Annotated in this window: 23 protein-coding genes and 1 pseudogene; 14 read left to right on the top strand and 10 right to left on the bottom strand. The window is 70.6% G+C overall.

Annotated features, from left to right (window positions below; genetic code table 11):
- Positions 1 to 47: 47 nt before the first annotated feature.
- Positions 48 to 488: a GNAT family N-acetyltransferase gene (locus tag ACWCXB_RS23570; RefSeq protein WP_450725451.1), complete on the top strand. Its 441-nt coding sequence runs from the start codon at positions 48 to 50 to the stop codon at positions 486 to 488.
- A 61-nt stretch (positions 489 to 549) separates the two neighbouring features.
- Positions 550 to 1125: a histidine phosphatase family protein gene (locus ACWCXB_RS23565; RefSeq protein WP_450725450.1), complete on the top strand. Its 576-nt coding sequence runs from the start codon at positions 550 to 552 to the stop codon at positions 1123 to 1125.
- Here the strand turns inward: ACWCXB_RS23565 and ACWCXB_RS23560 are convergent.
- The 4 genes from ACWCXB_RS23560 to ACWCXB_RS23545 form a co-directional block, all read right to left on the bottom strand.
- Entirely contained in the window at positions 1102 to 2145 is a 1044-nt protein-coding gene (locus ACWCXB_RS23560) for a pyridoxal-phosphate dependent enzyme (RefSeq protein ID WP_450725449.1), read from the bottom strand. The two genes, ACWCXB_RS23565 and ACWCXB_RS23560, sit on opposite strands and share 24 nt — an antisense overlap.
- A gap of 85 nt (positions 2146 to 2230) precedes the next feature.
- Positions 2231 to 3025 (bottom strand): ArsR/SmtB family transcription factor, encoded by a 795-nt coding sequence (locus ACWCXB_RS23555; RefSeq protein ID WP_450725448.1) that lies wholly within the window; start codon positions 3023 to 3025, stop codon positions 2231 to 2233.
- A gap of 183 nt (positions 3026 to 3208) precedes the next feature.
- A complete protein-coding gene (locus tag ACWCXB_RS23550; RefSeq protein WP_450725447.1) occupies positions 3209 to 4459 on the bottom strand; it encodes an MFS transporter in 1251 nt (416 codons plus the stop codon).
- Positions 4460 to 4895: 436 nt separating this feature from the next.
- Positions 4896 to 5636 (bottom strand): VOC family protein, encoded by a 741-nt coding sequence (locus tag ACWCXB_RS23545; protein WP_450725446.1) that lies wholly within the window; start codon positions 5634 to 5636, stop codon positions 4896 to 4898.
- 352 nt (positions 5637 to 5988) lie between these two features.
- On the opposite strand from ACWCXB_RS23545, the gene ACWCXB_RS23540 reads away from it, so the two are divergent.
- The 8 genes from ACWCXB_RS23540 to ACWCXB_RS23505 all read left to right on the top strand — a co-directional run bounded on the left by ACWCXB_RS23540 (position 5989) and on the right by ACWCXB_RS23505 (position 13492).
- Entirely contained in the window at positions 5989 to 6693 is a 705-nt protein-coding gene (locus ACWCXB_RS23540; RefSeq protein WP_450725445.1) for a VanZ family protein, read from the top strand.
- Between the two features lie 68 nt (positions 6694 to 6761).
- Positions 6762 to 7457 carry a response regulator transcription factor gene (locus tag ACWCXB_RS23535; RefSeq protein WP_450725444.1) on the top strand — a complete coding sequence of 232 codons (696 nt, stop codon included), beginning with the start codon at positions 6762 to 6764 and terminating at the stop codon, positions 7455 to 7457.
- Entirely contained in the window at positions 7450 to 8529 is a 1080-nt protein-coding gene (locus ACWCXB_RS23530; protein ID WP_450725443.1) for a sensor histidine kinase, read from the top strand. Before ACWCXB_RS23535 ends, ACWCXB_RS23530 begins: the two co-directional genes overlap by 8 nt.
- Positions 8530 to 8642: 113 nt before the next feature.
- Positions 8643 to 9671 (top strand): N-acetyl-gamma-glutamyl-phosphate reductase, encoded by a 1029-nt coding sequence (argC, locus tag ACWCXB_RS23525; protein WP_450725442.1) that lies wholly within the window; start codon positions 8643 to 8645, stop codon positions 9669 to 9671.
- Complete coding sequence (gene argJ / locus ACWCXB_RS23520; protein WP_450725441.1) at positions 9668 to 10822, top strand: bifunctional glutamate N-acetyltransferase/amino-acid acetyltransferase ArgJ; 1155 nt, start codon at positions 9668 to 9670, stop codon at positions 10820 to 10822. The genes argC and argJ overlap by 4 nt, the downstream gene beginning before the upstream one ends.
- A gap of 21 nt (positions 10823 to 10843) precedes the next feature.
- Entirely contained in the window at positions 10844 to 11749 is a 906-nt protein-coding gene (argB, locus tag ACWCXB_RS23515; RefSeq protein ID WP_450725440.1) for an acetylglutamate kinase, read from the top strand.
- Positions 11746 to 12945: an acetylornithine transaminase gene (locus ACWCXB_RS23510; RefSeq protein WP_450725439.1), complete on the top strand. Its 1200-nt coding sequence runs from the start codon at positions 11746 to 11748 to the stop codon at positions 12943 to 12945. Before argB ends, ACWCXB_RS23510 begins: the two co-directional genes overlap by 4 nt.
- 7 nt (positions 12946 to 12952) lie before the next feature.
- A complete protein-coding gene (locus ACWCXB_RS23505) occupies positions 12953 to 13492 on the top strand; it encodes an arginine repressor (RefSeq protein ID WP_450725438.1) in 540 nt (179 codons plus the stop codon).
- A gap of 5 nt (positions 13493 to 13497) precedes the next feature.
- Here ACWCXB_RS23505 and ACWCXB_RS23500 read toward each other — a convergent pair whose 3' ends face one another.
- Positions 13498 to 14502, bottom strand: coding sequence for a sigma-70 family RNA polymerase sigma factor (locus ACWCXB_RS23500; RefSeq protein ID WP_450725437.1), 1005 nt, complete (start codon positions 14500 to 14502; stop codon positions 13498 to 13500).
- A 123-nt stretch (positions 14503 to 14625) separates the two neighbouring features.
- Here ACWCXB_RS23500 and ACWCXB_RS23495 point away from each other — a divergent pair, with 123 nt between their 5' ends.
- Positions 14626 to 16053, top strand: a complete 1428-nt coding sequence (locus ACWCXB_RS23495) for an MFS transporter (RefSeq protein ID WP_450725436.1) — start codon at positions 14626 to 14628, stop codon at positions 16051 to 16053.
- A 46-nt stretch (positions 16054 to 16099) separates the two neighbouring features.
- Here ACWCXB_RS23495 and ACWCXB_RS23490 read toward each other — a convergent pair.
- From ACWCXB_RS23490 to ACWCXB_RS23475, 4 genes and pseudogenes are all read right to left on the bottom strand, one after another.
- Positions 16100 to 16561: pseudogene (locus ACWCXB_RS23490) on the bottom strand (FAD:protein FMN transferase); the annotation flags it as partial.
- A gap of 76 nt (positions 16562 to 16637) precedes the next feature.
- A complete protein-coding gene (locus ACWCXB_RS23485) occupies positions 16638 to 18005 on the bottom strand; it encodes a ferredoxin reductase family protein (protein ID WP_450725517.1) in 1368 nt (455 codons plus the stop codon).
- Positions 18006 to 18135: 130 nt separating this feature from the next.
- Complete coding sequence (locus ACWCXB_RS23480) at positions 18136 to 18717, bottom strand: pyridoxamine 5'-phosphate oxidase family protein (RefSeq protein WP_450725435.1); 582 nt, start codon at positions 18715 to 18717, stop codon at positions 18136 to 18138.
- Positions 18693 to 20141, bottom strand: coding sequence for a hypothetical protein (locus ACWCXB_RS23475; protein ID WP_450725434.1), 1449 nt, complete (start codon positions 20139 to 20141; stop codon positions 18693 to 18695). Before ACWCXB_RS23475 ends, ACWCXB_RS23480 begins: the two co-directional genes overlap by 25 nt.
- 140 nt (positions 20142 to 20281) lie before the next feature.
- Here ACWCXB_RS23475 and ACWCXB_RS23470 point away from each other — a divergent pair, with 140 nt between their 5' ends.
- The 3 genes from ACWCXB_RS23470 (at position 20282) to ACWCXB_RS23460 (ending at position 25370) form a co-directional block, all read left to right on the top strand.
- A complete protein-coding gene (locus ACWCXB_RS23470; protein WP_450725433.1) occupies positions 20282 to 21475 on the top strand; it encodes an argininosuccinate synthase in 1194 nt (397 codons plus the stop codon).
- Between the two features lie 85 nt (positions 21476 to 21560).
- Positions 21561 to 22988 carry an argininosuccinate lyase gene (argH, locus tag ACWCXB_RS23465; protein ID WP_450725432.1) on the top strand — a complete coding sequence of 476 codons (1428 nt, stop codon included), beginning with the start codon at positions 21561 to 21563 and terminating at the stop codon, positions 22986 to 22988.
- 162 nt (positions 22989 to 23150) lie between these two features.
- Positions 23151 to 25370 carry an NADP-dependent isocitrate dehydrogenase gene (locus tag ACWCXB_RS23460; RefSeq protein WP_450725431.1) on the top strand — a complete coding sequence of 740 codons (2220 nt, stop codon included), beginning with the start codon at positions 23151 to 23153 and terminating at the stop codon, positions 25368 to 25370.
- 67 nt (positions 25371 to 25437) lie between these two features.
- Here ACWCXB_RS23460 and ACWCXB_RS23455 read toward each other — a convergent pair whose 3' ends face one another.
- A complete protein-coding gene (locus ACWCXB_RS23455; protein WP_450725430.1) occupies positions 25438 to 25953 on the bottom strand; it encodes a hypothetical protein in 516 nt (171 codons plus the stop codon).
- Positions 25954 to 26014: the final 61 nt, after the last annotated feature.

The raw sequence follows: 26014 nt of genomic DNA, 5'->3' as shown, positions 1-26014 counted from the left end.
TGGCAGCGGCCACTGACAATCGGCCCCAGGCCTGTGAGAGTGCGGTGATGAGCGACGACATGACGGTCACCTCCGGTGCCTACGAGATCTCCACCGACCCCGCCCGCCTCGACCCCGCCCGTATCCACCACTGGCTCTCCACCGACGCGTACTGGGCCGTCGGCCGCGCCCGCGAGAAGCAGGACCGGGCGATCGCCGGCTCGCTGAACTTCGGGGCGTACGAAACGGCCTCCGGCGAGCTCGTCGCGTACGCCCGCGTCGTCACCGATCACGCCACCTTCGCCTGGCTCTGCGATGTGTACGTCGACCGGTCCGTGCGCGGCAAGGGGCTCGGCACCGCGCTCGTCGAGGCGGTCCGGGACCACCTCGCACCGCTCGGGCTGCGGCGGATCCTGCTCGCCACCGAGGACGCCCACGGTGTTTACGAGAAGGCCGGATTCGCCCAGCTCAGTGAGCCGGGGAAGTGGATGGCCCTCGGACTCCGGTGAGCTTCGTTAACGGTCAGTAACCCCCCTTGACCTGGGCCGCGTGCGGCACCACGATCCCGCCATGAGTGTTCGGGTCACCCTTGTCGCCGCCGCGCGCTGCTCCTCCCGGTTGGCCGAGCGCTTCGACGACGACCGGCCGCTGGACCTGGCCGGCTGGCACGAGGTGCAGCTCGCCGCGCCTGCCCTCATGCCCCTGGGCGCCGCCGAGCTGCGCTACTGCTCGCCGACCGCCCGCAGCCGGGCGACTGCCGACGCGCTCGGATACGCCCCGCTGGCCCAGCCCGCGCTGAGCGACTGTGACATGGGGCGGTGGCGCGGCTTCACGCTGGCGGAGGTGGCGGCGAGGGAGCCGGCCGCGGTCGATGCGTGGCTCGCCGATCCGCGGTCGGCGCCGCACGGCGGGGAGCCGCTGCTGGGGTTCATCTCCCGCATAGGCGGCTGGCTGGACACCCGCCCCGCCGACGACGGCAGTTCCGTCGTGGCCGTCGCCGAACCCGCTGTCGTACGCGCCGCGCTCGTGTACGCGCTGAAGGCCCCGCCGCCGACGTACTGGAACGTCGACGTCCGCCCGCTCTCCACCGTCGTCCTGACGGGCAGGTCGGGCCGCTGGAACCTATGTCTGGAGGCGGGTGGCTGAGCGCGAGCGGGCCGCCCGCTCACCGGTCACCATGACCACGCTCCCGGGAGCGGCCGACTCCCGCATGCGCGTGAGCAGGTGGCGTACGGCCCAGCCGACAGCGCCGGTCGCGAGCTCGCCCCCGCCCCAGCCCGGGCCGCCCTTGCCGCTTCCCCTGCCCTTTCCCAGGCCGTCCCCGTTCCCGTGCGTCGCCTGCGCGCGCAGCCACCGCAGCCCGTCCGCCGCCGCGTCCTCCGCCACCGGGATCACGAGGTCCAGCAGCTCCGGGCGGAACGCCGGTTCCGTGCGCGGCCGGCCGATGCCGGGGATCTGGGACGGCAACCCGGTCGTGTAGTCGGCGCAGCCGCTCGCCCAGGCCGGGAAGTACGCGGAGTGCTCGGCATCCACGCCCGCGACCCGGGTCCCGGGTCCGCACCGCTTGCGTGCGTACCGCCCGAGCGTCGCCGTGGTCGTACCCGTGCCGAGCCCTGCCACCAGCCACGCCGGATCCGCGGCATCGGCCTCCGCCAGCTGCCCGTACAGCTCCTCGGCGAGATCCGGCAGCGGGCAGCGCCCGATCGCCCGCTCCGAGTCGGCGAAATGATCCAGGAAGTGACCGCCGATCTTGTCCGCGAGCCCGCGTGCCTCGTCCTGGATGTCCGCGGGCACCGACGCGATCCGCCACCGGCCGCCGTACCGCTCGACCGACTCCCGCACCGCCGGGGGAGTCATGGCCGGTACGAGCGCGACGAACGCCAGCCCGGCCCGGCGAGCGCAGTACGCCCCGGCCACGGCCGCGGGGCCGCCCGACCCCATCACGACGGTCGTCCCCTCGCGCACCGCGCCGTCCAGGACCGCTTCGCACAGCAGCGCCCGGACGAGGCGGTGCTTGAGCGTCCCCGACGGGTGCGCGGACTCGTCCTTGACGTACAGCTCGCCGGGCGGCCCGGCCAGCCGGACCAACGGGGTCGGTTCCGCGTCCGCGCACAGCTCACGTACGGCATCCGCGGCCCAACCGCCGCCGCTCTCCGCATGCACCATGCGCCTATGATCCCCGCCCTGCCCGGCACACTCCGCACCATCACCTCCGTATGGCAGAGCCTCCGTCCGGCGGCGGTGTGGGTGGCTACGACGGCCGAGGCAGTGCCTCGCCCGTCTCCAGCAGCGTCTTGAGGCCGGACAGGATGTGGGGCCAGCCGCCGCCCACGGCCTCCAGCACGGTGCTCCCGGGGGTGAAGCCGTCGTGGACGACGGTCAGCTTGACCAGCTCCCCGGCCGGCTCGATCTCGAACGTCACCTTGGAGCGGGGCTCATCGGCCATCCGGGCGAAGAGCTCCTCGCTCATCCCGAAGGCCTTCGCGAGCTCGGGCGTGAAGTTGTGCCAGGTGTACGACAGCCGGCGGTACGGCTCGGACTCGAGCACGACCTGGGCCGGGTCCGCGATCGTGACGCCCTCCTGCTCCCAGGTCATCCGCGACCCCGCCGTCCAGTCCGACGTGAACGTCACGCCCCAGTAGCGACGGGTGAAGGCCGGGTCGGTCAGTGCCTGCCAGAGCCGCTCCGGAGTGGTGTTGATGTACGTGGTGTAGACGAATGAGGGGGTGTCGTTCATGGGTTCTCGCTCCAATGCGGCCTTCAGGTCGGCGAGGGCGCGCACGCGCTCGCGGTCGTACTGACTGATCCAGCGCTCGGCGATGGCATTGATGGGCACGGCGTTGAGGTAGTGCAACTTCTCCCGGCCGCGCCGCACGGTGGTCACCAGATTGGCCGCCTCCAGCACCGCGAGGTGCTTGCTGACCGACTGCCGGGCCATGTCGAGCCCGGCGCACAGCTCGCGCAGGCTCTGCCCGTTCCGGGCGTTCAGGCTGTCCAGCAATCGGCGGCGGCTCGCGTCGGCCAGTGCCTTGAACACCTCGTCCATCCGAGTCTCTCGCCCTCCCCAAAGATGCAGCCGATCAGCTGCATGAAATATAGGCAGCCAATTGGCTGCACGTCAATCACGCGGGCGGGCGCCGGAGCCGCGCACGCCCGAAACTGACAGTGCTGCGGCGGGGTGCACGTGGGGCGGGCGCCATGACGGCGGCTGTGACGGCGATGGAAGCCCTCACGCAGACGGGACCGGAGTCTCCGGAGGGGCGGGAAGCGTCCGTCCCAGGCGGGCGAGCGGGGAAACGGCCATCAGTGCCGGCGACAGCAGCATGCCTGCGGCTGTTACCAGGAGGCTGGTGCGCGTCCCCCACACTTCCGCGAGAAAGCCGCCGAGCAGCGAGCCGAGCGGGGTCAGCCCCATGCCGACAAAGTTGATCGTCGCGGCCGCGCGGGCTTGCATCCCGTCCGGAGTGACGGTCTGCCGGACGGCCATGACCGTGACGTTCACCAGCTGGCTGAAGGTCCCGAAGACGAAGTTGACCGTAAGGAGCGCCGGAACCGTCGCCACGGAGGAGCCGTGCAGTGCGGGCACGAACAGGAACACGCCGTCGCCGAGTGCTGCCGCGGACACGAGCACAGCGCCATATCCGAAGCGGCTCGGTAGGCGGGCGGCCAGCAGCGAGCCCAGGAGCGCGCCCGGCCCCGTCGCCGCGAGTGCCAGCCCAACGACGGTGCCCGACAGGTGCAGGTCCCGTGGCAGGAGCAACAGATAGACGGTCATCACAGCCGCGAAGAAGAACTGGAAGGCGGCTGATGCGAGGCACACAGTCCGCAGCGAGGTGTCGCCGGCGACAAAGCGGAGGCCCTCATGGATCCGCCGCCAGACCCGAGGAGGACGTTCCGAGCGTGCCGGGATGGATTCGCGGCGACCGATCCGTCGGATCGACAGGAACGACAGCGCGAAAAACAGCGCGCTGGAGGCGGCCGCGATCGGCGCCGACAGCGCAGACACCAACGCACCGCCGAGGGCGGGACCGCCGATCTGCGCAGCGGACCGACTGCCCTCGAGCGCGCTGTTGCCCCGCACCAACTGATCGCGTTTCACCAGCCGTACCAAAGACGCCTGGTATGCCACGTCGAAGAACACGGACAGAGTCCCGACGGCGAAGGCAACCACAAGCAGCGCCGGCAGGCCGAGCCCACCGAGGAGGCCCGCCACGGCGGCGGCGCCCAGTGCCAGGGCCCGACCGGCGTCCGTCAGCACCATCACCGTACGGGTCCGCCACCTGTCCACCCATGCGCCGACGAAGAGCGACAGCAGCAGGATCGGCGCCTGCCCCACCGCGCGCAGGGCGCCCAACTGGCCGGCACCGGCGTTGAGCGTCAGGACAGCGAAGAGCGGCAGAACCACCAGACTTGCATGTTCGCCCAGTTGGGAGGCCGTCTGGCCCACCCAGAGCCTGCGGAAGTCGCCGTCCCGCCACATGCTTGACGGAACAGGTCGACCGGAATCGGATACAGCGGAGGAAGAGGACGGCACAGGGACCCCTCGGATGACCGAAGACGAGCCCCGCCAACCGGCGCACGACAGGTGCACCGACCATTTCAGGCAGCGGGGAAGGAAGGCTCGCTATGCCGCGCATCAAGGGCAGCACACGATGACAGGCCGCTCAGGGCCTCACATGTCAACGCGTGCTCGGACGACCGACCATGTCTTCGCTCCTCGTGAGTCACTCGCTGCGCGAACACCAGCCCTCAGTATCAGAGACCAGCAGTGCGTGGCGACCTCGGCTGGAGACATCCCGAACTGCCGTGGCCCCACACCGGCTTCGGACCGCAGTTCCCAGCGCTCCCGCTCCCCATCTGCGCTCATCACATGAGCAGACAGGGCTCATGTGTCGGGGTGTCGTCAAGGCTCCGCGTCAGGACGGGGCGAGGACGCAGAACTCGTGGCCCTCCGGGTCGGCCAGGCACGTCCACGGGACGTCGCCCTGGCCGAGGTCGAGGTCGGTGGCGCCGAGGGCCCGCAGCCGGGCCACCTCCGCTTCTTTGTCGTCACCGGGGTACGGCAGCAGGTCAAGATGGACGCGGTCCGGCACGGTCTTCACGCCGGGCGTGCGGAGGAACTCGAGATACGGGCCGACACCCTTGGCGGAGCGCAGCACCGCATGATCGTCGGTCACCTCGTGCAGGGTCCAGTCCATCGCCTCGCCCCAGAACCGGGCCATGCCCTGCGGATCCGCGCAGTCGACCACCACCCGGGCGATCGGCCCGGTGTCGCGGTAGATCTCCCGAGGCTCCAGCACGCAGAACTCGTTGCCCTCCGGATCGGCGAGGACCGTCCACGGCACTTTGCCCTGGCCCACGTGGGCGGGCGTCGCACCGAGAGCCTGGAGGCGCGCGACCAACTCCGCCTGATGGGCCGCAGAGGTGGTGGCGAGATCGAGGTGCACACGGTTCTTTGTTGTTGTCTTGGGTGCCGGGACGGGAACGACGTCGACGCAGACGGCGACCGGGTCCGGCCAGATGAGGCCGCCGACGGGTCCAACGTAGGTGGTCACGCCGGGGCTGTAAGCACTCCAGCCGAGCGCCTCCGCCCAGAACCGGCCGACCGCCGAGCCATCAAGAGCCTTGATGTTCACCTGAACTGGTCGCAGTGCCATGCCGGCGATCCTATGCACCCGCTCAGCAACGACATCCGCACCGTCGCCAAACAGAGATCGACTCGCTCACAGCCGCAATGCTCAGCTCGCCAACCAGGGCGCCCAGCCCCGCCAGGTCAACTGCTCACTCGCCAAGTGAAGCGCCAAGTCACACCCGGTATGACTGAGTGCCATAGATGGCACGTCTGGCCAACTGCACGCTCACTCTCGCACTGGCGCGATCACCGGAGGCGGGACCATCTCCATGCCGGCTTGCGCCAGTTCCTCGATGCCGGGGATCGGATTCCGTGTATCGCGGGCGTATCGAAAATCGCATACGCCACCGCAACGGCCCTCCGTCTCCAATGGGGGCATGAACCACACCGCATCCCTGTCAGCACCGCCCCGCCGCACGCGCAGGATCGTGCTCCTCAGTCTGGCGGTCCTCGGCATGGCGAGCGCCTTGTTCGTCGTGCGGGGGCCGCTGATGATGTCCGCTCCGAGGTGCATGGCCGGGCGGTGGCACGGCTGCTTCGATACGTTCAACGGTGTAGTGCTCATGACATTGGTCGCGCTGCCGTTGGCCGCGCTGGTGGTGTGGGCTCTTGCGCGTCGTCGGCGTGCCGCCGGCATCACATCGGCGTGGCGGATGTCGCTGGCCGAGGTGGGCATGGTCCACGGGACGGTGCCGTTCGTATGGATGACCATGATGCCGGGCGCCGGGGTCGGCATCGTCCCCGGCCGGGTGAGCCTGGTACCGCTGCGGGACCTGCTCACGATGGGGCCGCTCGGGATCGTCGGCAACCTGCTGGTCTTCGCGGCGCTGGGGTTCTTCGCCCCGATGCGGTTCGCGGCGCTGGCGACCGTGCCGCGGATCCTGGCGCTCGGGGCGGGCTGCTCGGTCCTGGTCGAAACCGCACAGTACGTCCTGCGGCTGGACCGGGTGTCCTCCGTGGACGACGTACTGGTCAACGCCGCCGGCGCCGTGCTGGCCGCGCTGGCGTCGCGCCGCTGGTGGCGCACTACGGCGGCAGCGCCGTCGGACAAGCCTCGCCCCGCGCTGGCACCGGCAGGCTGAGTCGCGTGTCCGGTGTGCATATGTCCTTGCATACGTCGGCGATATGTTGTGCTGCTTAGGCTTCGGACATGCGCGTACTGATCGTGGAGGACGAGCCCTACCTGGCCGAAGCCGTCCGTGACGGTCTGCGGCTGGAGGCGATCGCCGCCGACATCGCCGGCGACGGCGACTCCGCCCTGGAACTGCTCAGCGTCAACTCCTACGACCTCGCGGTCCTCGACCGCGACATCCCCGGCCCCTCCGGCGACGAGGTCGCCCGGCGCATCGTCGCCTCCGGCAGCGGCATCCCGATCCTCATGCTCACCGCTGCCGACCGGATCGACGACAAGGCGTCCGGGTTCGAGCTCGGTGCCGACGACTACCTCACCAAGCCGTTCGAGCTGCGGGAGCTCGTCCTGCGGCTGAGGGCGCTCGACCGCAGGCGCGCGTTCTCCCGGCCCCCGGTCCGCGAGATCGCGGGCCTGCGGCTCGACCCCTTCCGCCGGGAGGTCTTCCGCGACGGACGCTACGTCGCGCTCACCCGCAAACAGTTCGCCGTGCTGGAAGTCCTCGTCGCCGCCGAGGGCGGGGTCGTCAGCACCGAAGAGCTGCTGGAACGGGCCTGGGACGAGAACGCCCACCCCTTCACCAACGCCGTGCGCATCACCGTCTCCGCACTGCGCAAACGGCTCGGCGAACCATGGATCATCGCCACGGTGCCGGGTGTCGGCTACCGCATCGACACCGGCCCCGACACCACCCGCCCCGGCAGTACGCATGCATAGACGCCCAGGGCTCAGCGTCCGACTGAAACTCACCCTCAGCTACGCCGGGTTCCTCGCCGTCGCCGGCGCTCTCCTTCTGGCCGTGGTGTGGGTGTTCCTGCTGCGCTACGTACCCGACACCCCCAAGGGCCTTCTCGGGATCTCGCCCAACCGCTACCTCCTTGTGCGCACCTTCGCCCCCGCCGCGGCCGTGGCGATGGTCTTCCTGCTCGTGTTCGGCCTCGTCGGGGGATGGATCCTCGCCGGCCGGATGCTCGCACCACTCACACAGATCACGGCCGCGGCACGGATGGCCGGGAACGGATCGCTGTCCCACCGGATCCGCATGGAAGGCCGCCAGGACGAATTCCGTGAACTCGCCGACGCGTTCGACACCATGCTCGAACAACTCGAGTCGCACGTCGCCGAGCAGCAGAGGTTCGCCGCGAACGCCTCCCACGAACTGCGCACCCCGCTGGCCATCTCGCAGACGCTGCTCGACGTCGCCCGCAAGGACCCCACGCGGGACCGGGGCGAACTCATCGAACGCCTGCAGGCTGTCAATACGCGCGCGATCGACCTCACCGAGGCCCTCCTGCTGCTCAGCCGCAGCGACCGCGGAAACTTCACCCGCGGGAGCGTCGACCTCTCCCTCGTCGCCGAAGAGGCCGCCGAAACCCTGCTCCCTTTCGCCGAACAGCGCGGGATCACGCTCGACGTCACCGGCGGAGCGACACGGACCAGCGGCTCCGCGGAGCTCCTGCTGCGGATGGTGACGAACCTCGTCCAGAACGCCATCGTCCACAACCTCTCCGCCGGCGGCACCGTGACGGTCCACACCGAGGCGCACGGCGACACGAGCGTGCTGCGGGTCGAGAACACGGGCCGTCGGCTCCCACCGGAACTGGTACCGACCCTCACCGAACCCTTCCAGCGCGGAACGGAACGCGTACGCACCGACGAGCACGCCGGCGTCGGCCTCGGCCTGGCCATCGTGCACAGCATCGTCCGCGCCCACGACGGGACCCTCGACCTCGTCCCCCGCCCCGCCGGCGGTCTCCTCGTCACGGTCCGGCTTCCCGGCGCACCCTAGGCATCGTCCCCGAGCGGTGCCCGCTAGATGTATTGACCGCGTGCGCGGAACAAGGGGCCGTTGCATAAACCTGCAGTCCTGCGTATAGTCATGCCATGAATGAGGAGGGTCCGATGGTGGTACGTGCAGCAGTGGCGGGGGCGAGTGGATACGCGGGCGGAGAGCTTCTCCGGCTGCTCCTCGCGCACCCCGGAGTCGAGATCGGTGCCCTGACCGGCCACTCCAACGCCGGGCAGCGGCTCGGCTCCCTCCAGCCGCATCTCCTGCCGCTCGCCGACCGCGTCCTCGAGCCCACCACTGCCGAGGTGCTCGAGGGCCACGACGTCGTCTTCCTCGCACTGCCGCACGGCCAGTCCGCCGCCGTCGCCGAGCAGCTCGGCGCCGACGTCCTCGTCGTCGACATGGGCGCCGACTTCCGGCTGAGGGACTCCGCCGACTGGGAGAAGTTCTACGGCTCCGCGCATGCCGGTACCTGGCCCTACGGCCTGCCCGAACTGCCGGGTGCCCGCGTCGCGCTGGAGGGGTCCAAGCGCATCGCGGTGCCCGGCTGCTTCCCGACCGCGGTCTCGCTCGCGCTCTTCCCGGCGTACGCGGGCGGGCTCGCCGAGCCCGAGGCCGTGATCATCGCCGCCACCGGCACCTCAGGCGCCGGCAAGGCCCTCAAGCCGCATCTGCTCGGCTCCGAGGTCATGGGCTCCATGACCCCTTACGGCGTCGGCGGCGGCCACCGGCACACACCCGAGATGATCCAGAACCTCAGCGCGGTGGCGGGGGAGCCGGTCACCGTGTCGTTCACGCCCACCCTCGCCCCCATGTCCCGCGGCATCCTCGCCACCTGCAGCGCCAAGGCGAAGCCGGGCACGACCGCCGACGCCGTACGCAGCGCGTACGAGAAGGCGTACGCGGACGAGCCGTTCGTCCATCTCCTCCCCGAGGGGCGGTGGCCCTCCACGGCGTCCGTCTACGGTTCCAACGCCGTTCAGGTGCAGGTCGCCCACGACGAGGCCGCCGGCCGCATCATCGCGATCAGCGCCATCGACAACCTCACCAAGGGAACGGCGGGCGGCGCGGTCCAGAGCATGAACATCGCCCTGGGTCTCGACCAGACCACGGGCCTTTCCACGATCGGAGTGGCACCTTGAGCGTCACCGCTGCACAGGGATTCACGGCTGCCGGGATCGCCGCCGGGATCAAGGAGAACGGCAACCCCGACCTGGCGCTCGTCGTCAACAACGGGCCGCGCCACGCCGCCGCCGGTGTCTTCACCTCCAACCGTGTCAAGGCCGCGCCCGTCCTCTGGTCCGAGCAGGTCCTCAAGGGCGGAGCCGTCTCCGCCGTCGTTCTCAACTCCGGCGGCGCCAACGCCTGCACCGGCCCCAAGGGCTTCCAGGACACGCACGCCACCGCCGAGAAGGCCGCCGAGGTGCTCGAGGGCCACAGCGCCGGTGAGATCGCCGTCGCGTCCACCGGGCTCATCGGCGTCCTGCTGCCCATGGACAAGCTGCTGCCCGGCATCGAGAAGGCGGCCGCCCAGCTCAGCGCGCGCGGCGGCGAGAAGGCCGCCATCGCCATCAAGACCACGGACACCGTCCACAAGACGGCCGTCCACCAGGGCGAGGGCTGGACCGTCGGCGGCATGGCCAAGGGCGCGGGCATGCTCGCCCCCGGCCTCGCCACCATGCTCGTCGTCCTCACCACCGACGCAGACCTGGACAGCGCCACCCTCGACAAGGCGCTGCGCGACGCCACCCGCGTCACGTTCGACCGGGTCGACTCCGACGGCTGCATGTCCACCAACGACACCGTGCTGCTCCTCGCGTCCGGTGCTGCCGAGGTCACCCCGGAGTACGACGCGTTCGCCGACGCCGTACGGGCCGTCTGCGACGACCTCGCCCGCCAGCTCATCGGCGACGCCGAGGGCGCGTCCAAGGACATCCGCATCGAGGTGATCAACGCCGCGAGCGAGGATGACGCCGTCGAGGTGGGCCGCTCGATCGCCCGTAACAACCTCCTCAAGTGCGCCATCCACGGCGAGGACCCCAACTGGGGCCGGGTGCTGTCGGCGATCGGCACGACGAAGGCCGCCTTCGAACCCGACATGCTCAACGTGGCCATCAACGACGTCTGGGTCTGCAGGAACGGCTCCGTCGGCGAGGACCGCGACCTCGTCGACATGCGCTACCGAGAGGTGAGGATCACCGCGGACCTCGCCGCGGGCAGCGAATCGGCCGTCATCTGGGCCAATGACCTCACCGCCGACTACGTCCACGAGAACAGCGCCTACTCCTCCTGAGGAACCAGGGACAAGGGACCAATGAGCACGCGTAAGCACACCGCACTCCCCAAGGCGCAGACCTTGATCGAGGCACTCCCGTGGCTCACCCGGCACCACGGCAAGACGGTCGTCATCAAGTTCGGCGGAAACGCCATGGTCGACGAGGAGTTGAAGGCGGCCTTCGCCCAGGACGTCGTCTTCCTGCGGCACGCCGGCATCAAGCCCGTCGTCGTGCACGGCGGCGGCCCCCAGATCAGCGCACAGCTCGACAGGCACGGGCTGGTCAGCGAATTCAAGGCCGGACTCCGTGTGACGACGCCCGAAGCGATGGACGTCGTACGGATGGTGCTGGCCGGACAGGTCCAGCGCGAGCTGGTCGGGCTGCTCAACCAGCACGGCCCGCTCGCCATAGGCCTCACCGGCGAGGACGCGCACACCATCACCGCCACCAAGCACCGCCCGACCATCGACGGCGAGCTCGTCGACATCGGCCGGGTCGGCGAGATCACCGAGATCGACACCGGAGCGATCGAGGCCCTGCTGAACGACGGCCGTATCCCCGTCATCTCCTCCATCGCACGCAGCGCCGACGACGGTCATGTGTACAACGTCAACGCCGACACCGCGGCGGCGGCGCTCGCCGCCGCGCTCGGCGCCGAGACCCTGATGGTCCTCACCGATGTCGAGGGCCTCTACGAGGACTGGCCCAACAGCGACGAGGTCATCAGCCGCCTCACCGCCACCGAGCTGGAGAAGCTGCTGCCCGAGCTCTCCAGCGGAATGGTCCCCAAGATGGAGGGCTGCCTGTACGCCGTGCGCAACGGCGTCAACACCGCGCGTGTCATCGACGGCCGGGTGCAGCACTCCATCCTCCTGGAGATCTTCACCGACGAGGGCATCGGCACGATGGTCGTGCCCGACGGAACCGAAGGGGGAACCCCGTGAGCGACACGGCCAATCAGCGGCTGTCGCAGCGCTGGCAGGGCTCGATGATGGACAACTACGGCACGCCACAGCTGTCCCTCGTCCGGGGCGAGGGCGCGAAGGTCTGGGACGCCGACGGCAACGAGTACCTCGACTTCGTCGGCGGCATCGCCGTGAACGCGCTCGGCCACGCCCACCCTGCGATCGTCGAGGCCGTCTCCCGCCAGATCGCCTCGCTCGGCCATGTCTCCAATCTGTACGTCGCCGAGCCGCCCGTCGCCCTCGCCGAGCGGCTGCTCCAGCTCTTCGGCCGGCCCGGACGCGTCCTGTTCTGCAACTCGGGCGCCGAGGCCAACGAAGCCGCCTTCAAGCTGGGCCGGCTGACCGGACGCACCCACATGGTCGCCACGGCCGGAGGCTTCCACGGCCGGACCATGGGCGCCCTCGCGCTCACCGGCCAGCCCGCGAAGCAGCAGCCGTTCCTCCCGCTGCCCGGTGACGTCACCCACGTTCCGTACGGCGATGTCGAAGCGCTCCGGGCCGCCGTGACCACCGACACCGCCATCGTGATCATCGAGCCGATCCAGGGCGAGAACGGCGTGGTCGTCCCGCCTGCCGGCTATCTCAAGGCCGTCCGCGAGATCACCCGCGCCACAGGCACCCTGCTCGTCCTCGACGAGGTCCAGACCGGCATCGGACGGACCGGACACTGGTTCGAGCACCAGGCGCACGGCGTCGAGCCGGACATCGTGACCCTTGCCAAGGGCCTCGGCGGCGGCCTGCCGCTCGGCGCGGTCGTCGCGTTCGGCGAGGCGGCCGACCTCTTCCGTCCGGGCCAGCACGGCACGACCTTCGGCGGCAATCCGGTCGCCTGCGCGGCCGGACTCGCCGTACTCAGGACCCTCGACGGCACCCTCGACGAGGTGAAGCGGACCGGCGAGCGGCTCAGGGACGGAATCGAGTCCCTGGCCCATCCTCTGGTCTCGCATGTCCGCGGCGCGGGCCTGCTGCTGGGTATCGTGCTCAACGAGCCCCTCGCGCCCCAGGCGCAGAAGGCGGCTCAGGGTGCCGGCCTCCTGGTCAACGCGCCCGCCCCCGATGTCGTAAGGATCATGCCGCCGCTGATCATCGGCGACGCGGAGGTGGACGTATTCCTTCAGGCGTTCCCCGGCATCCTCGACGCGGTACAGCACGGGGACGGACGATCCGGAGAATGAGACGACGATGACCGAGGCGACGCAGGACACCGAGACCGGCGGCCAGTCGGTGCCGCAGACCCGCACGGCACGCCACCGCCGGATCGTGGACATCCTCAACCGGCAGCCGGTGCGCTCGCAGAGCCAGCTGGCGAAGCTCCTCGCCGACGACGGGCTGAGCGTCACCCAGGCGACGCTCTCCCGGGATCTCGACGAGCTCGGCGCGGTGAAGATCCGCAACACCGGGGGCGAGCTGATCTACGCGGTGCCGAGCGAGGGCGGTTTCCGCACCCCGCAGGCCCCGCTCGGCGAGTCCGCGAAGGAGGAGCGGATGCGCCGCCTCTCCGGTGAGCTGCTGATCTCCGCGGAGGCCTCGGCCAACCTGGTGGTCCTGCGTACGCCGCCGGGCGCGGCCCAGTTCCTCGCCTCGGCCATCGACCAGGCCGAACTGCAGGCGATCCTCGGCACGATCGCGGGGGACGACACCCTGCTGCTGATCTCCCGCGACCCGGCGGGCGGCAAGGCCCTGGCGGACCATCTGCTGCGGCTGGCGCAGAACGACCGCTGACAGCCTCAGCGCACCGCCGGTGCCTGCTCGGCGAGCGGCAGCCCGAAGGCCGGGAAGAGCGACGGGTCCTGGAAGGAGACGACCCGGGCGATCCCGGACGCCGTGACCGTGTGCACCTCGACGGAAAACGCACGCAGGACGCCGTCCTCGCCGCACTCGTACAGCGCGAGCGCCGGCTGGCCGTTCGCCGCCGTGGGTACGAGACGGCTGCCCGGGTTGCCGAACACCGGGCAGTGCGTCGAGATCAGCTGCACGGCGGCTTCGCGGCCGGTGAACCACGTCGGGATCGGCGGCATCTCGAAGACGATGTCATCCGTCAGCAGCCGAATCAGGCCCTCGATGTCGGCGTTGGCGAACGCCGTCGCGTACCGCTCCACCAGCTCCCGCTGCTCGGCATCGGCGGGACGCGCCACCGTGTCCGCCGCGGGCGCCGCCCGGGAGAGCTGGGTGCGGGCGCGCTGGAGGGCGCTGTTCACGGCCGTCTCCGTGGTCTCGATCAGTTCGGCGACCTCGGAGGCGCGCCACCGCAGCACATCGCGCAGGATCAGGATCGCCCGCTGCCGGGGCGGAAGCAGCTGAAGCGCGGCGACGAACGCCAGCCGGACACTCTCGCGCGCGGCGACGACGGCGGCCGGGTCGGCCCCTTCGGGGCGGTCCGCCGCGAGCAGCGCGTCCGGCAGCGGCTGCAGCCAGGGCACCTCCGGCTGCTCGGGAGCCAGCGGCCCGCCCGGGTCGTCGCCGGGCGCGCCGAGCCCCGACGGCAACGGGCGGTGGCTGCCCTGCTCCAGGGCGGTCAGACAGGCGTTGGTCGCGATGCGGTAGAGCCAGGTGCGCAGCGAGGAGCGGCCCTCGAAGCCGTCGTACGCGCGCCAGGCGCGCAGATACGTCTCCTGGACCAGGTCCTCGGCGTCGTGGACGGAGCCGAGCATCCGGTAGCAGTGGGCGAGCAGCTCGCGACGGTACGGCTCGGTGAGGCTCGCGAAGTCCGTGTCGCTCGCCATGGCTGTCACTCCCTCCGCCCCCTTCGCACGTACGTGGCCCACTTGAACAGACTCGGGGACCGGCCGGAACTCATCGCCCGCCGCCCGGTGGAACAGCGATGACTTTTCCGCAGCCGCCCCGTCGGTACGGGTATGGACGCTTCAGACCCCCGGACACAGCATCGGCCCGATGCGGAGCAGCAGCCGGATCCGCGCCGCTGGAGGGCGCTGGCGCTGCTCTGCGCCGCCGACTTCATGGTCATTCTCGACGCGCAGATCGTCATCCTCGCCCTCCCGTCGATCCAGCGCGATCTCGGCTTCGCCGGAGGCGGCGAACAGTGGGTCATGAGCGCCTATCTGCTGGCTTTCGGCGGTCTGCTGCTGCTCGGCGGTCGCTCGGCCGACCTGCTCGGTCGGCGCCGTATGTTCATGGCGGGCACCGCCCTGTTCCTCGTCTCCTCGCTGCTGTGCGGATTCGCCTGGACCGGCGGCGTACTGATCCTGGCCCGGGTCCTCCAGGGCATCTCGGCGGCGATCATGGCGCCCACCGCGCTCTCCATCCTGATGACGACCTTCCCCGAGGGCTCCGAGCGCAACAAGGCGCTCGGCACCTGGTCGGCGGTCGGCGGCATCGGTGCCACGGCCGCGCTGCTGATCGGCGGCCCGCTGACGTCGTGGCTCGGCTGGGAGTGGATCTTCTTCATCAATGTGCCCGTCGCCCTCGCGCTGTTCGGGCTCAGCCCCGTACTGCTGCGCGAGAGCCGGGCCCTGACGCGCGAGCGGCACTTCGACCTCGCGGGTGCCGTGACGGTCACCGCGGCGCTCGCCCTGCTCGTGTACGCCGTGGTCGAGGCACCGCACATCGGCTGGAGCCACGGCCGGACCGTCGGGCTGCTCTGCCTGTCGGCGCTGCTGATCGCGGTCTTCGCCCTCGTCGAGTCGCGCTCCGCCGCCCCGCTGGCGCCGCTGCGGATCTTCCGCTCGCGAGCACTGGTGGGCGGGAACCTCGTGCTGATACTCCTCGGCATGGCCGCCTGGGGCATGTCGCTCACGGTGTCCCAGTACGCCCAGCAGGTGCTGGGCTACTCCGCCCTGCTGTTCGGACTCAGCTCCGCCGTGATGCCGGTCATGGCGGCCGTGGGCTCGGTGGCCGGCCAGGCCGTCGTCACCCGCACCGGGCCGCGCTCCGTCGCCGTGGTCGGCATGGCCCTGACGGGCATCGGCTGCCTTCTGCTCACCCAGGTCTCGACGGACGGCAGCTACTTCGGTGACATCTTCCTCGGGTTGCTGGTGTTCGGGCCCGGGCTCGGAGCCGCCTTCGTCGCGGCATCGGTCGCGTCGCTCGCCGGAGTCGCCGAACAGGAGTCCGGACTGGCCTCCGGACTGAACACCGCGTCCTTCCAGATCGGCGGCGCCTTCGGTGTGGCCGTCCTCTCCACGGTCGCCGTGCCCCGTACCGGCGCGGCCGATCCCCTCGCCGCCCTCACCGAAGGCTTCCGCACGGACTTCGCCGCCTCGATCGGCTTCTCGGCGGCCGGGTTGCTGGTCGCCCTGCTGCTCCTCGGCCGAGCCCGCCGCTGAGAGACCCCGGGCCGCCGCCCCCGGCGCTCCCTCGGCGGCCCCGGGGTCAGGCGGCCGGTGCGTCCGGGTGGCGCTGCTTCGCCAGATGACGGGCGAAGCCACTGGTCTGCCAGGTGCTGCCGTCCGCGGCGACGGCGAAGCCCTCCGTGTCCGGCATCCCCTCCAGCCAGTCGCGGGCCCGCTCGCCCATGGCGTAGGCGGCCGTCGCCCGGGCGTCCGCCTGGGTCAGGCCCGGCGTCACGACGGTGAGCGAGGCGAGACCGCCGGCCGGCGGGGCGCCCGTGTGCGGATCGACGATGTGGCAGCCGCGTTCGGCCGGCCCCGATGTGGCGACGGCGAGGCCTTCTTCGGTCTCGACCACCGCGACCAGCCCGCCGGGGGACAGCGGGTCCGAGATGCCGACCCGCCACGGGCCGCCGTGCAACTGGACGTCGCCCCCGCCGTTGAGACAGACCGCGGAGGCACCGGACGAGGCGAGCATGCGCGCCGCGCATTCCACCGCCCAGCCAGCACGACGGCCGACGTGGTGCCGGCGACGGCGAGAAGGATCCGGCGCAGGGGGTGTTTCCTCTTCACGGACGGCCTCACATCTCGAACGACTCGTGGTGGATACGGCGGGACGGCACTCCCGCCGCGCGCAGCGCGTGGTACGACTCCTCGGCGAGACCGGGCGGTCCGCACAGATAGACGTCGTGCTGATCGATGTCCGGCAGCACCTCCTTGAGCCGCTCGGTGGTGATGCGGGGACGTGCCCCGTCCGGCCCGTTCACGGCGTACATCAGCTTCGCCTCCCGCGCCTCGGCGATCTGCTGCAGCTCACTCCACAGCGCCAGGTCCTCCCTCGTCCCGGCCCGGTAGAGCAGGGACAGGTCACCGGGGCCGCCCGGCAGCGTCTCGAACAGGGCCCGCAGCGGGGTGATGCCCGCCCCGCCGGCGATCAGGAGCACCTTGTTCCGGCTCCGCCGGCCCGCGGTCATCGCTCCGTACGGTCCCTCGGCCCAGACCCGCGTCCCCGGTTCCAGCCGGGCGAGCGCCGTGCTGTGCTCGCCGACGGCCTTGACGGTGATGCGCAGCAGATCCGGGCGGGGCGGAGCGGAGAGGGAGTACGGATTGGAGCTCCAGCGCAGACCACTGGTGAGGAACCGCCAGCGGAAGAACTGACCGGCCTCGGCGCCGAGCCGGTGCAGTCGCCGACCGGTGATCAGCACGGAGACCACGCCGGGAGCCTCGTTCACGACGGATTCCACCCGCATCCGGTGCCGGAGGTTGAGCCGCACCGGTGCCAGGGCGCGGTACCAGAGGAGCAGTGCGCCGACCGCGGCGTACAGCACGTACCAGACCGTACGAGCGGTCGCACTGGCCACGAACTCGGCGCCGGTGGCGAGCTGGTGCCAGAAGGTCAGGTACACGGCGGCATAGGTCAGCAGATGCAGGTAGTACCAGGTCTCGTAGCGCATACGGCGGCGCACCGCACCGGCCGACACGAAGCCGACCACCAGCAGGAGGAAGGTGCCGACCGCCGCCTTGATCATTTCGGGGAAGTCGACGACGACGGTCACGGTCTGCTCGGCGAGGCCGGTACGGCCCTGTACGGAGTATCCCCAGATGGTCAGTACGACATGGGCGACGACGAGACCGATCGCGTACCGGCCGCTCATCGCGTGCCAGCGGGCCGACCGGTCGGAACCCACACGTCGTTCCAGCGCAGGGACACGCGCCATCTGCAGCACCACGAGCGCGATCATGTAGCCGCCGAGCAGGCCCGTGATCCGGCCCGCTCCGATCAGCCACTCGGCGGTGTCCATATGGACGACCGCCGTGTTCTCCCACCACAGCCACAGGACGGCGGCCGCTCCCGCCCAGGCCGCGGCCAGCAGCACCGCCGCCGGATTGCGGCGCGGCCGGATCGCGCGCATGGTCTGGCGCCTTGCGGCCCGACCGCTCTGAATCATCGTCACGGCTGCTCCTCGGCTCATCCGTATCGCTCTGGTGGATACGGAGACGAGGGCCGAGGAGTTCAACGCCGGGCCTCATGTGTCACCTGCGCGCGTCCGGACGTCCGCAGGGCCTGCTGACAGGGGGTCAGTCGGTACGGGCGGGCAGCGGGAGAGGGAGCGCCGGCAGCCCGTCGAGGCTCACTCCGACATGCGGTTTCTTCTCGCAGTACGCGGCGAACTCCTCGTCCGTCTTCCGCCCGAAGTGCTCAGCGTGCTGCGTTCGCTCCTCGCGATAGTCCATGAACGGTACGGCGAATCCGCACGCGTCACTGATCCGGCGGGCGTGCACCACGATGACCGCCCGGGCCGCGGCCCCGTCCGCGTCCTTGAAGTACGCGATGAACTCCGCCCACTGCGGATCGTCCCGGAACACCGCCTCCCCCTGACCGTGCACCCGCAGCACCTTCGGCGGACCGGTGAACGCACACCACATCAGGGTGATGCGGCCGTTCTCCCGTACATGGGCGATGGTCTCGGCGCCGCTGCCTCCGAAGTCGAGGTAGGCCAGGGTCAGTTCGTCGACGACGGCGAGGGTGCCCTTGCGGCCCTTGGGGGAGAGGTTGACGTGACCGTCGCCCGCGAGCGGGGCGGTGGCCGTGAAGAAAACCGGCTGCTCTTCGATGAATGTCCGGATACGACCCTCTATGCGTTCGTATGTTTGCCCCATGCTCGGATTATGGACCTGATGAGCGAACGGCGGGGACGCTCCGCGCTGTTCGTCCCGGACTCCGGTACGCCTGACCGCACCCGCAGTCGCTGCATCTCGTAGTCGCCGAACAGGTGCGTGCAACGGTCCAACAGCAGTGCGGCGAGTTCGGCAGGGTCGTGGTGCCCTCCCACCGGCGGTTCCCACTGCTGGATCGCGGAACCGGCCAGGGCCCGGAGCGAGGGGTCCTCATCATCCAGCAGGCGCACGGCGGCCCGGAGTTGCGCGATTCCGCCCTGCGCGCGCAGCAGCCGGAACGCCGCCCGCCGTGTGTGGGCCGGCCGGTCGGCGGCGAGCCGCCGCGCGAGCCAGTCCTCCGGCAGCCGGTCGGCCGACGGGAGCAGCGCGGAGACCGTCTCCCGCGCGACGGCAGGCGCCGGGTCGTCGAGCAGCGGGCGCAGCCGCTCCGTGTCGACCTTGTCGAGCGTGCGCAGTCCGGCGACCGCCCGGGCCCGCACCGCCGGGACCGGGTGGGCGGTGAGCGGCCACAGCAGCGCGGCATCGCGGGGCTCGCCGCATTCGGCGAGCCCCAGGGGCGCCCACCCCGGTACGCCGGGGTCGGACGGGTCGGCGCACAGGGCGCGGTAGAGCGGGAGCGGTTCGAGGCCGCCCTGCCGCAGCACATAGCGGGCGCAGGCCCGGACCAGTCCTGAGCGGTCGGTGAGATACGGCCGGGCCTCGGCGTGGCGTCCGGCCCGGCGCAGTGCGGTGACTCCGGCGGACCGCACTCCCGGCTGCCGCGACTCCAGCAGCGGAACGATCACCTCGTCACCGCTCGCGTCGAGGGCGAGAGCGGCCTCGGCGCACAGGTTCTGCACGACGGTGTCGGCGTCGGTCGCGGCGGCCCGTGCCAGGCGCGCCGCGGGAAGCAGGCTGCGTTCGACGGCCGCCCTGTACGCGAAACGGCGTGTGTCCCGGTCCTCGGCGGACAGCAGTGGTGGGAAGACCGCGGGCGGAGCGGACCGCAGGAGTGCGGCGAGGGTGTCGCGTGCGAAGGCGCCGCGCTCACGGCGGGCCAGGCGCAGGACGAGCGCGGTGAGCGGCGCGAGCGTCTCGGGGCGCGCGGAGGCGAGCAGCCCCGGGAGCAGGGCCCGGGCCCGCCCGCGTACCGGAGCGGCCCAGTCCGCGGTGCGGATCACGATCAGCGACAGGAGTTCGGGCCGTGCTGCCGCCTGCTCCAGCGCCGACTCCCGGACGCGGCCGTCACGGTGGCACAGGGCGAGGGCCGGGTGGTGCGTGTTTCCTCCGGCGTCGCTCTCGGGGGTGTTCAGTCGCCGGATGCGCACCGCGGTGTCGAAGTCCAGCCATGCCTCGGGATCCGTCACGAGCGCCTCATGGACCGGCCCTCCCTGCTGGACCGGCCCTCCCTGCGCAAACCGTTCCATGGCGGCGTATCTCCTGGTCGGCATGGTGTGAGCGCACGGAGAGCGATCCTCGACGGCGACCGGATATCCATGGCGTTGACAAAACATACGGAGGTCTGCATAGTTATACCCATCACCGCATGCACCGTAAGGAGAATCCCGTGACCGAGCGCGTCGTACTCGCCTACTCGGGCGGTCTGGACACCTCCGTCGCCATCGGCTGGATCGCCGAGGAGACGGGCGCCGAGGTCATCGCCGTTGCCGTGGACGTCGGCCAGGGCGGCGAGGACCTGGACGTCATCCGCAAGCGCGCGCTCGCCTGCGGTGCCGTCGAGGCCGAGGTCGCGGACGCCAAGGACGAGTTCGCCGAGGAGTACTGCCTCCCGGCGATCAAGGCCAACGCCCTCTACATGGACCGGTACCCGCTGGTCTCCGCCCTCTCCCGGCCGACCATCGTCAAGCACCTGGTCGCCGCCGCCAAGAAGCACAACGCCGGCATCGTCGCCCACGGCTGCACCGGCAAGGGCAACGACCAGGTCCGCTTCGAGGCCGGCATCCAGGCCCTCGGCCCCGACCTGAAGTGCATCGCCCCGGTCCGTGACTACGCGATGACCCGGGACAAGGCGATCGCCTTCTGCGAGGAGAAGCAGCTCCCGATCGCGACCACCAAGAAGTCGCCGTACTCCATCGACCAGAACGTCTTCGGACGGGCCGTCGAGACCGGCTTCCTGGAGGACATCTGGAACGCGCCGATCGAGGACATCTACGAGTACACCTCCAACCCGGCCACCCCGCGCGAGGCCGACGAGGTGATCATCTCCTTCAAGGAGGGCGTCCCGGTCGCCATCGACGGCAAGCCCGTCACCGTCCTGCAGGCCATCCAGCAGCTCAACGAGCGCGCCGGCGCCCAGGGCATCGGCCGGATCGACATGGTCGAGGACCGGCTCGTCGGCATCAAGTCCCGTGAGGTGTACGAGGCCCCGGGCGCGATCGCGCTGATCACCGCCCACCAGGAGCTGGAGAACGTCACGGTCGAGCGCGAGCTGGCCCGCTACAAGCGGCAGGTCGAGCAGCGCTGGGGCGAGCTGGTCTACGACGGCCTGTGGTTCTCGCCGCTCAAGCGCGCCCTGGACGGCTTCATCAACGAGGCCAACCAGCACGTCACCGGCGACATCCGGATGACCCTGCACGGCGGCCGCGCCGTGGTCACCGGCCGGAAGTCGGACGAGTCGCTGTACGACTTCAACCTCGCCACGTACGACTCGGGCGACACCTTCGACCAGTCGAAGGCGCAGGGCTTCATCGACATCTTCGGCCTGTCCTCGAAGATCGCGGCGAAGCGGGACCTCGCGTAACCCCCGCACGTTGAACCAACCGCCTCCCCGTTCCTCCGTGCCGGGGAGGCGGTGGCACATCCACAGTCTTTGAGGAGCTTCAGAAGTGAGCAGCAACAACGGTGACGTACGGCTCTGGGGCGGCCGGTTCGCCGCCGGTCCCGCCGAGGCCCTGGCCAAGCTGTCCGCCTCGGTCCACTTCGACTGGCGGCTCGCGCCGTACGACATCGCCGGCTCCCGCGCCCACGCGCGCGTGCTCCACAAGGCGGGCCTGCTCACCGAGGACGAGCTGACCCGCATGCTGGCCGGGCTCGACCAGCTCGAGGCGGACGTCGCCGACGGAAGCTTCGTGGGCACCATCGCCGACGAGGACGTCCACACCGCCCTGGAGCGCGGACTCCTCGAGCGCCTCGGCCCCGACCTCGGCGGCAAGCTGCGCGCCGGCCGGTCCCGCAACGACCAGGTCGCCACCCTCTTCCGGATGTACCTGCGCGACCACGCCCGGATCATCGGCGGTTTGATCGCCGACCTCCAGGACGCCCTCGTCGGCCTCGCCGAGGCCCACCCGGACGTCGCCATGCCCGGTCGTACGCATCTGCAGCACGCCCAGCCCGTCCTCTTCGCCCACCACGTCCTGGCGCACGTCCAGTCGCTGTCCCGGGACGCCGAACGGCTGCGGCAGTGGGACGAGCGCACGGCCGTCTCCCCGTACGGTTCCGGTGCGCTCGCCGGATCGTCCCTCGGGCTCGACCCGGAGGCGGTGGCCAAGGACCTCGGCTTCGAGCACGGTTCCGCCGCCAACTCGATCGATGGCACGGCGTCCCGCGACTTCGTCGCCGAGTTCGCGTTCATCACCGCGATGATCGGCGTCAACCTCTCCCGGATCGCCGAGGAGGTCATCATCTGGAACACGAAGGAGTTCTCCTTCGTGACCCTCCACGACGCCTTCTCCACCGGCTCGTCGATCATGCCGCAGAAGAAGAACCCGGACATCGCCGAGCTGGCGCGCGGCAAGTCGGGCCGGCTCATCGGCAACCTCACCGGGCTGCTCGCGACCTTGAAGGCGCTGCCGCTCGCGTACAACCGCGACCTCCAGGAGGACAAGGAGCCGGTCTTCGACTCCTGCGACCAGCTGGAGGTCCTGCTCCCTGCCTTCACCGGGATGATGGCCACGCTCACCGTCCATCGCGAGCGGATGGAGGAGCTCGCCCCGGCCGGCTTCTCGCTCGCGACCGACATCGCCGAGTGGCTGGTCAAGCAGGGCGTGCCGTTCCGCGTCGCGCACGAGGTCGCGGGGGAGTGCGTCAAGGAGTGCGAGGCGCACGGAATCGAGCTGGACCAGCTCACGGACGACCAGTTCGCCAAGATCTCCGAGCACCTGACCCCTGAGGTCCGCACGGTCCTCAACGTCCCCGGCGCGCTCGCCTCCCGCAGCGGACGCGGAGGCACGGCCCCGTCGGCCGTCGCCGTCCAGCTCGCGGAGGTCAAGGCCGACCTGGCCGCCCAGCGCGCCTGGGCCACCGCCAAGCTCTGACAGCGGTCGTCACGGCGCCGCCGCCCTGTTTCACGGAGACGGGGCGGCGGCGTCTTCTTCCGGCCGCACCGCCACGCGTGGGGGCAGGGCCCTGTCGAGAGGGCCGTCGGCACGAGATATCTTGATGTCGAGCAATGTTGCAGACGTGGAGCGGAGCACCCGGTGACTGACTCGACCATCATCTATACGCACACTGACGAGGCTCCGGCCCTGGCGACGTATTCGTTCCTGCCTGTCGTCCAGGCGTACGCCTCGACCGCCGGGGTCACTGTGGAGACCCGCGACATCTCCCTGGCCGGGCGGATCATCGCCCAGTTCCCGGAGCGTCTGGAGGAGGGGCAGCGGATCGGCGACGCCCTCGCCGAGCTCGGCGAGCTGGCCAAGACCCCCGGTGCGAACATCATCAAGCTGCCGAACATCTCGGCGTCGATCCCGCAGCTGAAGGCCGTGATCGCCGAGCTGCAGGAGCAGGGCTACGCGCTGCCGGACTACCCGGACGACCCGAAGACCGACGAGGAGCGCGACATCCGCGCCCGCTACGACAAGGTCAAGGGCAGCGCCGTCAACCCGGTCCTGCGCGAGGGCAACTCCGACCGCCGCGCCCCCGCGTCGGTCAAGAACTACGCCAAGGCCCACCCGCACCGCATGGGCGCGTGGACGCCCGAGTCGAAGACGAACGTCGCCACCATGGGCGCCGACGACTTCCGCTCCACCGAGAAGTCCGCGGTCATCACCAAGGACGGCTCGCTGCGCATCGAGCTGAAGGGTGACGACGGCAGCACCACCGTCCTGCGCGAGTCCGTGCCGGTGCTGGCGGGCGAGGTCGTGGACGCGTCCGTCATGCGCGTGGCGCCGCTGCGTGAGTTCCTGGCCGCGCAGGTCGCCCGCGCCAAGGCCGAGGGCGTGCTGTTCTCGGTGCACCTGAAGGCCACGATGATGAAGGTCTCCGACCCGATCGTCTTCGGCCACGTGGTGCGCGCCTTCTTCCCGAAGACGTTCGCGAAGTACGGCGAGACGCTCGCCGCGGCCGGCCTGACCCCGAACGACGGTCTCGGCGGCATCTTCAAGGGCCTGGAGGCGCTGTCCGAGGGCGCCGAGATCAAGGCGTCCTTCGACGCCGAGCTCGCCGAGGGCCCCGCGCTCGCGATGGTCGACTCCGACCGTGGCATCACCAACCTGCACGTCCCGAGCGACGTCATCGTCGACGCCTCCATGCCGGCGATGATCCGCACCTCCGGCCACATGTGGGGCCCGGACGGCCAGGAGGCCGACACCCTCGCGGTCCTCCCGGACAGCAGCTACGCCGGTGTCTACCAGGTCGTCATCGACGACTGCCGCGCGAACGGCGCCTTCGATCCGTCGACGATGGGCTCGGTGCCCAACGTCGGTCTGATGGCGCAGAAGGCCGAGGAGTACGGCAGCCACGACAAGACCTTCGAGATCCCCACCACGGGCACGGTGCGCGTCGTCGACGAGGCCGGCAACGTCGTCCTGGAGCAGGTCGTCGGCGCCGAGGACATCTTCCGTATGTGCCAGGCCAAGGACGCTCCGATCCGGGACTGGGTCAAGCTCGCCGTCACCCGCGCCCGCGCGACCGGTGACCCGGCCGTGTTCTGGCTCGACGAGAACCGCGCGCACGACGCGAAGCTCATCGAGAAGGTCAAGGCGTACCTGCCGGAGCACGACACCGAGGGCCTGGACATCAGGATCCTCTCCCCGGTCGAGGCAACCAAGTTCTCCCTGGAGCGCATCCGCCGCGGCGAGAACACCATCTCGGTCACCGGCAACGTGCTGCGTGACTACCTGACCGACCTCTTCCCGATCCTCGAGCTCGGCACGAGCGCCAAGATGCTCTCCGTCGTCCCGCTCATGAACGGCGGCGGGCTGTTCGAGACGGGTGCCGGCGGCTCCGCGCCCAAGCACGTCCAGCAGCTCGTCAAGGAGAACTACCTGCGCTGGGACAGCCTGGGCGAGTTCTTCGCGCTCGCGGCCAGCTTCGAGCACCTCGCGCAGACCACGGGCAACGCTCGCGCCCAGGTCCTCGCCGACACCCTGGACCGGGCGACGGCGACCTTCCTGAACGAGGACAAGTCGCCCACCCGCCGCGTGGGTGGCATCGACAACCGCGGCAGCCACTTCTACCTGGCGCTCTACTGGGCCCAGGAGCTGGCCAGGCAGACCGACGACGCGGAGCTCGCGGGGGCGTTCGCGCCCCTGGCCAAGACGCTGACCGAGCAGGAGCGGACGATCGTCGACGAGCTGCTCGCGGTGCAGGGCTCGCCGGCCGACATCGGCGGCTACTACCAGCCGGACGTCACGAAGGCGTCGGCGGTCATGCGCCCGTCGACGACCTTCAACCAGGCTCTGGCGACCCTGGCCTGATCCGCACATCCACTGACCGCCCCGGCCGGACGCCTGTCCGGCCGGGGCGGCCGTGTTTTCCAGGCCCTCAGTCCCGCGGGAGCGCCGACGCCCAGTCCGCGAGCGCGTCGAAGTCCGGCCGGGTCAGTCCGATCCGGTGGTCGACGCGCAACAACAGTGCGTCGGCAAGATGGTGCTGCTGCACCCATTCCCTGTCCAGGTGCGTGATCTCGTCGTCGATCCACGCGAACGGCCGTCCGGCCGCGTAGTCGAGCACGTACTGCGTCTTCCAGAACGTCCCGCGCGGCGAGGCCCCGTGCATCACGAGCCAGTCGATGAACGGGAGTTCGGGCAGCCCCAGATGCGGGCCCACCCACTCGTTGGCCTCGCCCTTCCAGGTCGTCGCCCATGCCAGCTCGTACCACTCGGCCAGGGCCAGCAGTTCGCGACCGTGCCCGTGGTTGAGCCAGACCCGCAGCGCCTTGTCGTGCGTCCAGCCGCTCGGCCGCATCCGATGGGTCGTATAGCCATCCGGCCGGCGCTCCGGCTTCCCGCCGTACGGATTGAGCGGACCGTCGATGTCGATCAGCAGCAGCGGCTTCATGCGCACAGGATCTCCCTCAGCCTCTCAGTGAGGCATCGATTTATCGAATGAGACATTGACG

The sequence above is a fragment of the Streptomyces sp. NPDC001514 genome (assembly GCF_053597075.1).
This window is presented reverse-complemented; position numbering and strand designations above follow the sequence as displayed.